Raw genomic sequence first — 13,241 nt, 5'->3', positions numbered from 1 at the left:
CCGGTTGCAGTAAAAAGTCCGGCGCCCTTTGGGGCGCCGGACTTTTTTATGGGCTCAGACTCATCACGCCGAAGTTGGCTCTCTGCTCAGGATGTGGTGGGCATTGCCGGAGCATCAAGAGGTCAGGTTAGAAAAGTATCGCGAAGGGGGAGGGAGAACGGGGTGGGAGAAAGGAGCCTGAGGATTCAGGCTCCTGATAAGGATCAGGCCTCGTTGGCGTGGGCCTTCTGACACCCTTCGACGGCGTGAGCAATCAGTTCCAGTGCGCTCTGGTCGCAGGGTGGCAGCTCGGCCTCGCACTTGTTGATAGGGGTAACACGATCGCCCCACTTGATGATGGCGGCCCCCCAGGTCAGGCCGGCACCGAAAGCTGCGGTCAGCAGATAGGAGTTCGGCTTGACGCGGCCCTGCTCCAGCGCTTCGCACAGGGCGATGGGCACAGTAGCTGCGGAGGTGTTGCCGTAGTTTTCGATGTTGACCATCACCTTCTCCATCGGCGCATTCATCCGTTTGGCGAGGGTCTCGATGATGCGGATATTGGCCTGGTGCGGCACGATCAGGTCGACCTGCTCCGGCGCAATACCGGCCTGCGCCAGCACAGTGCTGGTGGCCTCACCCATGCCGCGCACGGCGCGTTTGAAGATCTCCGGACCTTCGAAGTTGAAGGTGAACAGCCCATCGATATCGGCAAAACGCACCCGATCGGTACCGAAGTTTGGTACGTGCAGGATCTCCCGCGCTTCGCTGTCGCAGCCCAGCTTGTTGGCGATCAGGCCACACTCCTGCTCGCTCGCCTCGATTACCACGGCACCAGCACCATCGCCAAACAGCACGGCGGTATCGCGGCGTGCCCAGTCCAGCAGGTAAGTGAGGCGTTCGGCGCCGATCACCAGCACCTTCTTCATCATGCCGGTCTGCACCAGTGAGGTAGCGACGGAAAGGGAGTAGACAAAACCGGTGCAGGCCGCGTTGAGGTCAAACACAGCGGCATTGACGGCGCCCAGCTTCTTCTGCACCGCAGAGGCGGCACTTGGCAGCAGGTTGTCCGGGGTGGCGGTGGCCAGGATGATGCCATCGAGGTCGCTCGCTTCCAGACCGGCGCAGGCCAGTGCGCGGCGACCGGCCAGGGTGGCGAGATCCGAGGTGCTGACATGGGAGATCCGGCGGGCCTTGATGCCGGTGCGCGGATAGATCCACTCGTCTGACGTATCCATGATGGTGCTGAGGTCGTCGTTGGTCAGCACGGAGGGAGGCAGGCATTTGCCCCAGCCGGTGATATTGGCGTATTTCATCTTGTTACCGCTTCTCAAAGTGGATCGCCCGCGGGCGGAAAATCGTGCAATTATGCCGTACGAGACAACCACTGTCATCTTGTGGTCATGGTTATGTGCGGGGGGATCCGCTTTGCCATCTGGTCGCAAAGGGCTGCAATGTGCCGAACATGGCAGGAAATTTTGCTTAAAACGCGGGACTCCTCTGCCCTAAGATAGGCGTTTCCCCACCGATGAGGGTATCTCCTTGCTCAGAGCCAATCTCAACTTGTTGCCGACCCTCAAGGTGCTGCTGGAGACCCGCAATATCAGCCGCGCCGCCGAGCTGCTGCACCTGAGTCAGCCCTCTATCAGCAAGCAGCTTGCCCAGTTGCGCAGCGAGTTTGACGACGAGTTGCTGGTGCGGGAGGGGCAACGATGGCTGCTGACGCCACGGGCCGAACTGTTGGCCGCCCAGCTGGCGGATTCTCTCGGTGCGCTGGAGCGGCTCTACGAGGCGCCCGGATTTGACCCGAGCCGTTGCGAGCGGGTGTTTCGGCTCGCCTCCTCCGATTATGTGGCCCAGCATATCCTGCCCGATATCTGCGCCGCGCTCGCCAACGAGGCGCCGTTGGCGGCGCTGGAGTTCAGCCTGTGGGACAAGCGTCAGCTGCCGCAGTTGTGGCAGTCCGAGCTGGATCTGGTCTCTACCATCACCGAGCAGGTGCCGGAGCAGATCCGCGGTCTGCATCAGGGGGAAGATCGGCTGGCGGTGCTGATGGGACGTCACCATCCGCTGGCAGGCAAGGGGCTGAGTCTCGATGACTATCTCGCCTGGCCTCACCTGCAGGTGAGCGGGGGAGGCGACAAGGACAGCCCGGTTGAGCAGGTGTTGGCGCCGCAGGGAGTGAGTCGGCGCTGGTTTGCCCGGGTGCCCTTCTTTCAGGCGGCGGTGGAGGTGTTGCTACGCACCGATTGCCTGATGACCACCCCTGCTCATATCGCCTGGCAGCTCTCCTGCGGCCATGAGCTCACCTTTGTCGACTTGCCCTTTGCGACCCGCGACCAGCAGTATCATCTGCTGTGGCATCAGCGCCACCATCAGGATCCGGCCCACCGCTGGTTCCGCGAGCTGGCCTACCCCTTCCTGCGGGATCACCTGCAACGCACCGTCGGCGAGAGTCGCAAGCTGCTCGATTTCGGTGGTTAGCCCCGGTCGGTTGTGTGGCGCTATAGCCATCAGTTATGGGGTCTATTCATAACTTTCACTACTGGCATAATGGCTCAGCCCGTACCCTGAGTGCAGGTCATCATATCGAGCACAAAAGAGGAAAAGCATGGAACTGACAAGTTGGCTGGCACTGGCCGCAATCTGCGTGATGGGGGCCATCAGCCCGGGGCCGAGTCTGGCGCTGATCATCCGCAACACGGTGCAGGGCGGGCAGGGCCATGGCGTCGCCACTGCGCTTGGCCACGGCCTCGGGGTGGGTATCTATGCGCTGGTCACCGCGCTTGGCCTCTCCATTCTGATCACCCAGACTCCGCTCCTGTTTGATCTGATCCGCTACGGCGGCGCCGCATTTCTTGCCTGGCTTGGGGTGAAAGCCCTGCTGGCAAAACCTGCCAGTAGTGAAGCCAATGAAGAGGTGCATCAACTGCGCGGTCGGCAGGGGGCCTTTGAAGGTTTTATGGTGGCCTTTCTCAATCCCCAGCTGGCGGTTTTCTTCATCGCTCTGTTCAGCCAGTTTGTGCGGGCTGATACCGGCTGGAGCGAAGGGGGCATCATGATGCTCACCGCGGGCGGGATCGATGCCGTCTGGTACGTGCTGGTGGCGCTGGTGCTCTCCCGCGGGCCGGTGCTGGCGTGGCTTAAAGCCAAATCCTTTGTGATCGACAAGGTGAGCGGCCTGGTGCTGCTCGGGCTGGCGCTCAAGGTGGTTATCTAATCCTGTATTTCGCAGATACCTTAAGCGGGATCAAGGCACGCGGGTGGTGAATGGGCTAGAGTAGCGCCCATTTGCTGTCCGCCCTGATCCCGAGACCATGCACCAGAACAAGCACCCATTAAGCCACAATAACCGGTTGGAGCTGCTGGCTCCGGCCAAGAACCTCGCCTACGGCATAGAAGCCATCAACCATGGTGCCGATGCCGTCTACATGGGTGGCCCTGCCTTCGGCGCCCGCAGTGCGGCGGGCAACTCCATCGAGGATATCGAGGCGCTGGCGCGCCACGCCCACCGTTTCGGTGCCCAGGTCTTTGTCGCCTTCAATACTTTGCTGCACGATCACGAGCTGGAGCAGGCCCGGCGGCTGACCCACCAGATCTACGAAGCCGGTGCCGATGCGCTGATTGTGCAGGATATGGGGCTGCTGGCCCTCGATCTGCCACCCATCGCGCTTCATGCCAGTACCCAGACCGACAACCGCACGCCGGAGAAGGTGAAGTTTCTGCAGGATGTGGGTTTCTCTCAGGTGGTGCTGGCGCGCGAACTGTCTCTTGCGCAGATCCGCGAGATCAGCGCGGCGACCAATGTGCAGCTGGAGTTCTTTATCCACGGCGCTCTCTGTGTCTCCTACAGCGGCCAGTGCAATATCAGCCATGCCCGTACCGGCCGCAGCGCCAACCGTGGCGAGTGTGCCCAGCTCTGCCGTCTGCCCTGCTCGCTGCAAAAGCCGGACGGTGAAGTGCTGGTGGCCGACAGCCACCTGCTGTCACTCAAGGATATGGATCAGACTGACAACCTAGAGGCCTTGATCGAGGCGGGGATCCGCTCCTTCAAAATTGAAGGGCGCCTCAAGGGGCTCGACTACGTCAAGAACGTCACCGCCTGGTATCGCCAGAAGCTGGACGCCATTCTGGATAGCCGCTCCGATCTGGTAGCCGCCTCTGCGGGTCGTTGCAGCTACAGCTTCACGCCTGACCCCAAGAAGAGCTTCAACCGCGGCAGCACCGACTACTTCCTCCATGGCCGCCAGCAGGGGATCGATTCCACCAAAAGCCCTAAATATGTGGGTGAACCGCTGGGGCGTGTCACCAAGGTGACCCGTGACGGTATCGAGATCGATGGCAAACCGGTCACCCTCAACAACGGCGACGGTTTGGGCTTCTTCAAGCCGAATAACGAGCTGGTGGGTATGCGCCTCAACAAGGTCGAAGGTAAGCTGTTACTCCTGTCAGAACGCATGCCGGGGCTAAAGGTGGGGACCGAAATCTACCGCAACCACGATCAGGCGTTCAGCAAGATGCTGGAGAAGGCGAGCGCGGATCGCCGCATCCGGGTCGATATGGTGCTGGCAGAGTGCGATGAGGGCGTGAGCCTCACGCTCACCGACGAGCAGGGCATCAGTGCCGCAGTGATCTTGCCTTGCGACAAACAGTCTGCCGACAATCCGGAGCGGGCGCTGCAACAGGCGCGGGATCAGCTTGGTAAACTCGGCAATACCCTGTTTATGGCGCGCAAGATTGAGTTGGCATTCACTCACCCGCTATTTATCGCCGCATCACAGCTCAACGGTTTGCGCCGGGATGGCATCGCTGCGCTGGAGGCCGCACGCGTGGCGAGCTACCAGCGCCCCGAGCGACGTATCGCCCTGCGGGATATCAACTATCCCCAGCACCGTCTCTCCTACCTTGGCAACGTGCTGAACAGCGCGGCCGAGCAGTTCTTCCGCGAACACGGGGTGGAGCGCATTGCTCCCGCCTATGAGGCGAACAAGGAGGAGCGGGAAGTGGTGCTGATGATCACCAAGCATTGCATCCGCTATAGCCAGAACCTCTGCCCGAACGAGGTGCCCGGTCTCAAGGCCGAGCCGTTGGAACTCAAAATGGGCAAAGACACCTTCCGCCTGCGTTTTGACTGCAACCGCTGCGAAATGCATGTGATGGGCAGCCTGAAACGCTGATCAATGAGCCCCTTTCTCCATCCGGAAAGGGGCAATTTTTATCGCAGGTTCTCTGCCTACCCTCCTTTAATTGTCCCTCTCCAGCGCCAGCAGCGTTTTTTTAATCTCCAATCCCCCCGCATAGCCGGTCAGGCTGCCGTTTTGGCCGATTACCCGATGGCAGGGAATGATGATCGAGAGTGGATTGCGGCCGTTTGCCGCGCCCACTGCTCGCACCGCATCCGGTTTGCCGATGGCTCGGGCAATATCGCTGTAGCTGCGAGTTTCGCCGTAGGGGATGTCGCACAGCGCTTGCCACACAGCTTGTTGAAAAGCAGTGCCACGGGCGGCAAGGGGCAGGGAGAAGCGCTGCAAGCGACCGGCAAAATAGGCGTCAAACTCGGCGAGGAAGGGGGCCAGCGCCTCGCGCTCTTGTAGCCAGCCGCTCATATCGGGCTGTGCCCGCAGGCCCGCCACAAAGTCCACGTGTATCAGACCCGATTCATTGATGGCGACCAGCAGATCGCCACAGCGGGTCGGCAGGGTATCGTAGCGGATCATGGGGTTATCTCCTGTTGTTGGTTATCTGGCTGGTTTTCGTTGCTGGTGGCATGGATCAGCAAATTGGGCGCTTCACTCATGGCGTGCCACAGCCAGCTGGCCGCGTAGCTGCGCCACGGCTGCCATGCTGTGCTTTGCGCCAACACCTCTTTCACCGGCAGCTTGGTGCCGCCTCCGAGTGCCTTTTGCAGCACCAGATCGGAAGCGGGGAAGGCGTCGGTATCCATCCCGCAGCGCAGCCGCCAGTAAGAGACCGTCCAGGGGCCTATGCCCGGCAGCGCCAGCAACTGCTCGTCACTGGCTGTCGTGAGGGTCAGCTCGCCGCTGGCCAGCGCCTGTGCCAAGCCCCGCAGGGTGCGAATACGGCTGCCGGGCATGCCGATACCGTCGAGATCGAGTTCGCACAACTGAGCGGGGGTCGGCAGTTGCGCCACCCCGAATTGCGCCTCGGTGCGGGCCACCAGTCGCCCGAGTATGGTGATGGCCCCCTTGACCGAGACCTGTTGGCCGACGATGGCGCGCAGCATTACTTCGTACTCATCCCAACCACCAGGCAGCCGTACGCCGGGCCAGCGCGCTTGCAAGCGGGCGAGCAGCGGATCCTGACCGAGCAGATCACCGATCCGCTGCATATCGGCATCGAGATCCCACATCCGGCGCACTCGATAGAGCAGATCGGGCAGCGCCGCGAGCGGCAGATCATGGACGGTAAGCTGCAGGCTATGCCCCTTGCCCTGCGCGATGCGCACCAGCGCGACCCGATCGCCGACCCGGTAGCGCCGCTCATACACCTCGCCATCTACCCGCTCCAGCCCCGGGATTGCCCGCATCCGGTAGAACGCCAGCATGGCCGCTACGTCATACGGGGGGCGATAGGGCAGTTGCAGGGTCAGGGGGGCGCCGCACGGCTCCGCACTTATGTGTTCTGGCGCGTCAGCGTGCTGCTCCTGCTGGCGCAGGGTGCGTGGGGCCAGTCCGTATGCGTTGAGCCAGGCGTCATTGAAGCGGCGGATGCTGGCAAATCCGGCGGCAAACGCGATGTCGGTAATGGGCAGCCCGGTTTCAGTCAGCAGCCGTTTCGCGAGCAGCAGGCGGCGCGTCTGCTCCACCTGTTTTGGCGAGGCGCCGAGGTGCTGCTCGAACTGGCGGCGCAGGGTGCGTTCGCTTATCCCTGCCTCAGCGGCGAGTTCAGCGAGCGTGCCGTCAGCCAGCTCGCCGCGATCGATGCGCGCCAGCAGACGTGCCAGTTCAACCGGCAGATCGCCACGGGCGGCGGGGGCCAGCTCAGGGCGGCAGCGCAGGCAGGGTCGCAGGCCATACTGCTCGGCGGCCGCGGCGCTTTGGAAGTAGCACACGTTGTGCTCGTGCGGTGGCCGTGCCGGACAGACTGGCCGGCAGTAGATGCCGGTCGAGATGACGCCGGTAAAAAAACGGCCATCAAAGCGAGCGTCGCGGGCGAGCCGTGCGGCGTGACACTGTTCACGGCTGAGGGTGTTGATCACCTCATCCGGTGACAACTCAGGGCTTGGTTTTGCATTCATGGTGTTGGCGGCTTTGCTGGAACAGATGGCAAAAGAGTAAGGGGGCTCGGGGGCCGTGACTAGCCAGAAGCGGACAGGGATAGGAAAAATCGGCCGCAGGTTTCGTTGCACTCTTCCATGTCGACTACCCCTTCATTTTGTTTACCACTGTGCACGGGTAGCAGAGCCCATAGCGGATAGATGGGGGCGCAATGGGTTTAACTTTATTTGTATTGCGAGATTAGTTGTGATGAGAAAGGCTTGGAAATTAACAATGGATCACATAATTAGCTTTTTTACATTGAGAATTACAATTTTGTGTTGTTCAATTGAGTCGGTTAATTTTTGATGATTATTAAGTCATCGCATCTACGGCTCAGGGCCGACCAATAACAACAACACTTGCCAAGGATGATAAGTGAACGACTGTAAGGCATGGCCCCATTGCCGGGGCTTTAGTCTGATCGAGTTGTTGATCGCCATGACGGTTGTCAGCATTCTCGCAGCCATCGCGTTGCCAGCGTATCAGGGTTATCTGCAACAGGGACGTCGTTACGAAGCGCAGCAGCAACTGCTGGAGCAGGCGCTCGCCCTCGAACGTATCTATACCCAACAGGGGCGTTATCCCGCCACGTTTGCCACCCCTTCCAACACGGATTTCTACCAGTTCAGCTACAGCCAGCAAGATGCTGGTGACTATCTGCTCAAAGCCATTCCAACGACGCGACAACAGGATGAGTGCGGCACTCTGACCCTAGATCAGACCGGTTATCGCGCGGCCAATCGCCATGACTGCTGGGGATCATAAGATGAACGTGCGCGGATTTACTCTGATTGAGTTGATGATCACGGTCGGCATCGCCGCTATTTTGCTGCTAGTCGGGTTGCCCTCCATGAGTCAGCGCCTCGCGGCCGAACGACTCGATCGCAGTGCGACCGAGCTCGCGTCAGCCTACCGCTTTGCCCGCAGCGAAGCGGTCAAGCTGACCCTGCCGGTGGTACTGCAGGGCACCGAGAACGGTGGCTGGGAGGTGATGGCTGACAGCAAGTTGCTGCGTCAGGCGGCAGCACCTGCTGGCGGAGTGGTGATCAAACCGTTTGAGCCGATCCGGATCGCGCCAACCGGCAGCAGCAGCCACGCCGAGATCACTCTGGCCAATCGCCTCGGTGAGCAGCGTGTACTCTGCGTGGCCCCGAGCGGTCAGCTGCTGCAAGGGAGCTGCTCATGAGACACGCCGCACTTGCCCGTCAGCAGGGGTTCAATCTGGTGGAGATCATGGTCTCCATGGTGTTGGCGGTGATGGTGTTTCTTGGTCTCGCCAAGGGGCAGGTTGTCTCGTTGCAGCAGGCGCACTATAGCCTGCAGAGCACCCTGGCCACGATCGAGGCGAGCAACAGCGTGGAGCAGATATGGGGTTCGCTGTGCGAAGTGCAGCGCAAGCCGGAGCGGTTCACCCAGGGCGATTTTCTTGCCCGCTTCACCCTGCTCGAGGGCCACCGGCTGGTGCTACCGAACCGTTATAGCGACAACTTTGTGGTCGCTATCGAGTGGCAGGATGAGCGGGTCTCCGGCGCCAAGCGGGTGGAGCTGAACGCAGGATTTCCACCACTATGCTGAACGTTCCCTTCCGACAGCGAGGTGTCAGTCTCGTCGAGCTGATGATCTCCATGGTGCTCGGTCTGATGCTGATGCTGGCGATTTTTGCCGGTTACGTGCCCATCAAGAGCACGGTCGAGCAGAGCAAGGCGTTGGAGCAGGCGAACGAGGTGCTGCGCTTTGCCACTCTCACCTTTACCAACAGCATCAAGCAGGCGGATCAGCTGATAGCGGTCACCCCTGATCGCCTGACGCTGGCTTTCAAGGTAGAGGGGGGCAGTCAGGTGCTCTCCTGCCTTGGCAACCAGAAAACCGCCGATTTTACCGAGCAGTACCGCTTCACGCCGCCGGTACTCAGTTGCGATGACGGGGATGGCCCGCGTCTGTTGCTGGCCCATCTTCAGGATCTTGAATTCGGCCAGCAGGGGGCGCTGGTCAATATCCGTATCTTGCCCGAAGGGCTGCCGAGCTATCTGGCGCCGGGGGTAGAGGTGCAGGTGGCACGCCGCAAGGCGGTCTGGGCGGCAGCACTGGCCACATCCGGTGCAGGGGGAGCAGGATGAACAAGGGATTGCAGGGGCAGCGGGGAGCCGTATTGCTGGTGGTGCTGGTGGTGAGCCTGCTGTCGAGCCTGCTGGTGTTTACCAGCATTCAGGAGAATCAGCTGCAAACCCGCCTGAGCGGCAATTTTCACAAGAAGATCAATGCGCAGCTCAGTGCCGAGCAGGGGATGAACGACAGTTATCGCGCCCTGCATCAGGCGCTCGGCGCCGAACCACGGATAGAGTGGGATCAACTGGTGCAGAAGGTGCCTGGCAAGGGGGAAGGGGCCATGGCGGGCAGCCGCTTTCGCATCGATCAGCTGGATGCCTCTACAGGCAGCAAGTTGGCGTTGCAGAGCCATGGCCGTTATCTGGAGGGCAATGCCAGCCTCAACGCCCTGTTTGCCCTCAAGCGCGAGCCGGGCAATCTCATCTTTCAGGATTCGGTGGTGGCGTGTGAAGGGTTGAGCCTCTCTGGGAGCGGTTTTATCGACAGCTACGATTCGCGCAAGGGGGCGTACAAGGAGTCTGTTTCCGGGACTCTTAATCAGGGGCAGAACGCCAAGGTGGCGACCGTCAGCGACAAGGCCAATGTGGTGCTCGCCGGGCACTCCCCCATCTGGGGTGATGTGCGGGCGACCGGCTCGGTGACCTTGAACGGTTCTTCACCTGTTGCGGGTAATGTACTTGCTGGTGGCGACATCACAATTTCTCCCTCTGATGGGGTCGTCAGGGTTGAGGGCAGCGTAAACGGGAGTGGAAATTTTGCCTTGCAAGGGGGGCATATTGCCGGAGCTGTTGCGATCAATGGTGATGTTTCTATGGGTCATGGCACAAGCATTGCTGACGACAAGTTGAACTATGGTGGGAACGGGGCATTCCTTGATGCCAAGCATCAGAAGTATCTGTATCCCCAATACCGAACTCATCCCAAGCTACCGCCTGTGGCCGGGCAGGTGTGTGACCCGCTCAATGTGGCCGCGTTGCCCAAATCGTTCCCCCCTGCAACATTGCCCATCAATGGCCCGCTGACGCTCGGGGCCACCCAGCAGATGGTGCTGACCACGGATCCCTCCACCGGCTCGGTAACCAGCAGCAACCAGCACAAGCCCGGGCTACCGTTCCCCGGCAAAGGGGAGCTGTTTGGCAAGGAACAGACTATTTACAAGCTCGACAGCCTCAATATGGGGGCCGATGCCAAGCTCACCATCAAGGGGGATGTGGTGCTGCTGATCGACAAGGATTTCACCATGACAGGCAGCAACAAGTTGACGGTGAGCGAGGGGAGCAGCCTGACCCTGATCGTCAGCGGCAAGGTCGATCTTGGGGCCGGTGCCGAGGTGACGGCAGCCAAACAGGGGCTGACCGCTGGCGGTACGCCCGCTATCTCTATCTATTCCGCGTATAGCGGCAAGGATGGGGTCAAGCTGTCGGGCAATACGCCGCTCTATGCCGCTCTCTATGCCCCGCTCACCGAGATGAAGATCAGCGGAAGTGGCGGTCTGTACGGGGCGGTGCGGGCAAAACACTTGACCGAGAGTGGCGCGGGCGGTGTGCACTATGACGAGGCGCTGGGCATGGCAGATTTGGGGGATGATCAGGGGCCGCCTCCGACACTGGCACTGCGGCAGTGGCACTTTGTGCAGTGAGGCTGGCGAGCCGCTAAAAAGGATCGAATGGGGCGCGCAACTGTGAGATGGTGGAGATCTGTCCACCCAGTCGTTCACTGTTGAGGAGTGCTCCATGCCAGGCCCAGCTCGCGCCGGTGCCCTGATCTATGCCAAGGATCCGGGCCTGCTGACCCACTTTTACCGTACCCTGCTGCAGATGGTGGTCTGCAGTCAGGATGAGCAGCTGGTGGTGCTGGAAAACAGCGATATCCAGCTGCTGATCCACGCCATTCCTGCGCCCTATGCCGGGCAAGTTGTTATCAAGCGGCCGCCGGCACTGCGGGAAGAGGGGGCCATCAAGCTGTTCTTCACCGTCTCCAGCCTCGCCTGGGCAGAAGCGAAGGCGGCGGATCTCGGCGGCGGCCTGCTGCCACAGCAGTGGACGGGGCCCGGCTTTGTGGTGCGCAACGCCTTCGACCCGGAGGGCAATATCCTGCAACTGCGCGAGTTGCTGGGTGCCCCTGATCCTCTCTGAATTTTCTCTTTTTACAGCATGGTGGTGGCGTGCTGTGCCATGCACCGCCATAAAAATGAACCGCCATAAAAACGGGCCCTGTAGTGGTCAACTAAAAAGGGCCCCGTTCTGCTGTTAGCTTACTGCGCTCATTACTTCAGATAACGCTGTTCCAGATGCTGGCGCAGCCAGTGCGGGTTGAGCGCTTCATTGGTGGCGCGGCGCACCAGCTCGTCGGTGCTGTGCAGGCTCCCCTGTGACCAGATGTGGCGTCCGAGCCAGCCGAAGATCTCCGGCAGGCGGCCCGCCGCGATCACCTCACCCATGCTGCCCAGCTCTTTCTCGAGGGCAAAGCGCAGTTGGGCGGCATACATGGCGCCCAGGGTGTAGCTCGGGAAGTAGCCGAACGAGCCGTCGGTCCAGTGAATATCTTGCATGCAGCCATTGCGGTAGTTGCCCTTGGTGGAGAGCCCCAGCCACTGCTGCATCTTGGCGTCCCACCGTTCGGGGATGTCGGCCACCTCGATCTTCCCTTCCACCAGATCGCGCTCCAGCTCGTAGCGCAGGATAACGTGGGCCGGATAGGTCACCTCGTCCGCATCGACCCGGATAAAGCCCGGCTCGACCCGGCTGTAGAGCTTGGCCAGATTGTCCGGCGCAAACGCCGCCTGCTCGCCGAAGTGGTGACGAATGCGTGGTGCCAGCAGCGCGAGGAAGGCCGGATGATGCCCCAGCTGCATCTCGCAAAACAGGCTCTGGCTCTCGTGGATCGCCATGGAGCGCGCTTCGGCCACCGGCTGACCCAGCAGATGACGCGGCAGCCCCTGCTCGTAACGGGCGTGACCGGTTTCGTGCACTATGCCCATCAGGCTGGAGACAAACTCCTGCTCGTTATAGCGGGTGGTGATCCGCACGTCGGTCGGCACGCCGCCACAGAAGGGGTGACTGCTCACATCGAGGCGGCCGTGAGCGAAATCAAAGCCGAGCAGCCCCATTACCTCCTGACCGAGCGCCTGCTGGGTCGGGATGGGGAAGGGGCCTTGCGGCAGCAGCAGGGCATCGCCCTTTTGTTGTTCACTCACGGTCTGGATAAGAGCCGGCAGCCAGCTGGCGAGATCGCCGAAGATCTGATCGAGCCGTGCGCTGGTCATGCCCGGCTCATAGAGCGCCAGCATGGCGTCGTAGGGGCGCACGCCAAGCGCATCGGCCCGCAGCTGCGCCACTTCACGGGAGAGTTTCACCACCTCCTCGAGATTGGGGGCAAAGCCGGCCCAGTCGTTGTTCTTGCGCTGGCTGCGCCAGGCGTGCTCGCACTTGCTGCCAGCGAGCGACAGCGCTTCGACCAGCTCACCGGGCAGCAGGCTGGCATCTTGCCACTGGCGCTTGATCTCGCCGAGGTTGGCACGTTGCACTTCATCGAGCGGTTCGCTCTCGGCCTTGGCAATCCAGTCGCCCAGCTCGGGAGCGGTGCGCTTCTGGTGGATCAGCAGACCGAGTTCGGCCATTGCTTCGGCGCGAGCATCGTTGCCCCCTTCCGGCATCATGGCTGCCTGATCCCAGCCGCAGATGGCGGCGAGGTGGCTAAAGCGGTGGATCTGTTGCTGATGTTGTTCAAGCTTTTGATATGACATGGGATTGTCCTTGTTATCGTCCCTGATGGTATGCCGCCCCGTACCTGGCATGCTCGGGGCCGTTCGATGCTAACACCGCCGCAGCATCGTTGACCACCATCATGCAGGCGGGCCAAAGGCGTGGGGGCGAGAGG

At 61.2% G+C, this 13,241-nt stretch carries 13 protein-coding genes; 9 read left to right on the top strand and 4 right to left on the bottom strand.

Features of this window, described 5'->3' with window-relative positions; genetic code table 11:
* Positions 1–203: 203 nt before the first annotated feature.
* Entirely contained in the window at positions 204–1,292 is a 1,089-nt protein-coding gene (locus G5168_RS06700; protein ID WP_184234440.1) for a ketoacyl-ACP synthase III, read from the bottom strand.
* Positions 1,293–1,518: 226 nt separating this feature from the next.
* Here G5168_RS06700 and G5168_RS06695 point away from each other — a divergent pair, with 226 nt between their 5' ends.
* The 3 genes from G5168_RS06695 to G5168_RS06685 all read left to right on the top strand — a co-directional run bounded on the left by G5168_RS06695 (position 1,519) and on the right by G5168_RS06685 (position 5,153).
* Positions 1,519–2,460 carry a LysR family transcriptional regulator gene (locus tag G5168_RS06695; protein WP_421252020.1) on the top strand — a complete coding sequence of 314 codons (942 nt, stop codon included), beginning with the start codon at positions 1,519–1,521 and terminating at the stop codon, positions 2,458–2,460.
* Positions 2,461–2,587: 127 nt separating this feature from the next.
* Positions 2,588–3,196: a LysE family translocator gene (locus tag G5168_RS06690; protein WP_421252019.1), complete on the top strand. Its 609-nt coding sequence runs from the start codon at positions 2,588–2,590 to the stop codon at positions 3,194–3,196.
* Between the two features lie 97 nt (positions 3,197–3,293).
* Positions 3,294–5,153, top strand: coding sequence for a peptidase U32 family protein (locus G5168_RS06685; RefSeq protein WP_421252018.1), 1,860 nt, complete (start codon positions 3,294–3,296; stop codon positions 5,151–5,153).
* Between the two features lie 66 nt (positions 5,154–5,219).
* Here G5168_RS06685 and G5168_RS06680 read toward each other — a convergent pair whose 3' ends face one another.
* Both G5168_RS06680 and G5168_RS06675 read right to left on the bottom strand, forming a co-directional pair.
* Positions 5,220–5,693: a methylated-DNA--[protein]-cysteine S-methyltransferase gene (locus G5168_RS06680; RefSeq protein WP_421252017.1), complete on the bottom strand. Its 474-nt coding sequence runs from the start codon at positions 5,691–5,693 to the stop codon at positions 5,220–5,222.
* Positions 5,690–7,234: an AlkA N-terminal domain-containing protein gene (locus G5168_RS06675; protein WP_421252016.1), complete on the bottom strand. Its 1,545-nt coding sequence runs from the start codon at positions 7,232–7,234 to the stop codon at positions 5,690–5,692. Before G5168_RS06675 ends, G5168_RS06680 begins: the two co-directional genes overlap by 4 nt.
* A 397-nt stretch (positions 7,235–7,631) precedes the next feature.
* Here G5168_RS06675 and G5168_RS06670 point away from each other — a divergent pair, with 397 nt between their 5' ends.
* The 6 genes from G5168_RS06670 to G5168_RS06645 all read left to right on the top strand — a co-directional run bounded on the left by G5168_RS06670 (position 7,632) and on the right by G5168_RS06645 (position 11,497).
* Complete coding sequence (locus G5168_RS06670) at positions 7,632–8,021, top strand: type IV pilin protein (RefSeq protein ID WP_159143118.1); 390 nt, start codon at positions 7,632–7,634, stop codon at positions 8,019–8,021.
* A gap of 1 nt (position 8,022) precedes the next feature.
* On the top strand, positions 8,023–8,442 hold the full coding sequence (locus G5168_RS06665; protein ID WP_042656730.1) for a GspH/FimT family pseudopilin: 420 nt from the start codon (positions 8,023–8,025) through the stop codon (positions 8,440–8,442).
* The gene (locus G5168_RS06660) at positions 8,439–8,831 is read left to right on the top strand and encodes a type IV pilus modification PilV family protein (protein ID WP_042656731.1); all 393 of its coding nucleotides are present in this window, start codon (positions 8,439–8,441) and stop codon (positions 8,829–8,831) included. The genes G5168_RS06665 and G5168_RS06660 overlap by 4 nt, the downstream gene beginning before the upstream one ends.
* Positions 8,825–9,373: a PilW family protein gene (locus G5168_RS06655; RefSeq protein WP_042656732.1), complete on the top strand. Its 549-nt coding sequence runs from the start codon at positions 8,825–8,827 to the stop codon at positions 9,371–9,373. Before G5168_RS06660 ends, G5168_RS06655 begins: the two co-directional genes overlap by 7 nt.
* Complete coding sequence (locus G5168_RS06650; protein WP_323930531.1) at positions 9,370–11,001, top strand: DUF7305 domain-containing protein; 1,632 nt, start codon at positions 9,370–9,372, stop codon at positions 10,999–11,001. The genes G5168_RS06655 and G5168_RS06650 overlap by 4 nt, the downstream gene beginning before the upstream one ends.
* A gap of 94 nt (positions 11,002–11,095) precedes the next feature.
* Complete coding sequence (locus G5168_RS06645; protein WP_421172956.1) at positions 11,096–11,497, top strand: glyoxalase/bleomycin resistance/dioxygenase family protein; 402 nt, start codon at positions 11,096–11,098, stop codon at positions 11,495–11,497.
* Between the two features lie 131 nt (positions 11,498–11,628).
* On the opposite strand, the gene G5168_RS06640 is transcribed toward G5168_RS06645, so the two are convergent.
* Positions 11,629–13,107 (bottom strand): carboxypeptidase M32, encoded by a 1,479-nt coding sequence (locus G5168_RS06640; protein WP_421172957.1) that lies wholly within the window; start codon positions 13,105–13,107, stop codon positions 11,629–11,631.
* Positions 13,108–13,241: the final 134 nt, after the last annotated feature.

It is taken from the genome of Aeromonas sp. 600724 (genome assembly GCF_049175135.1).
In the GTDB taxonomy this organism is placed as follows: Bacteria; Pseudomonadota; Gammaproteobacteria; order Enterobacterales; family Aeromonadaceae; genus Aeromonas; species Aeromonas veronii_A.
Note: the sequence above shows the minus strand (reverse complement) of the source record. Positions and strands in the feature narration are given on the sequence as shown.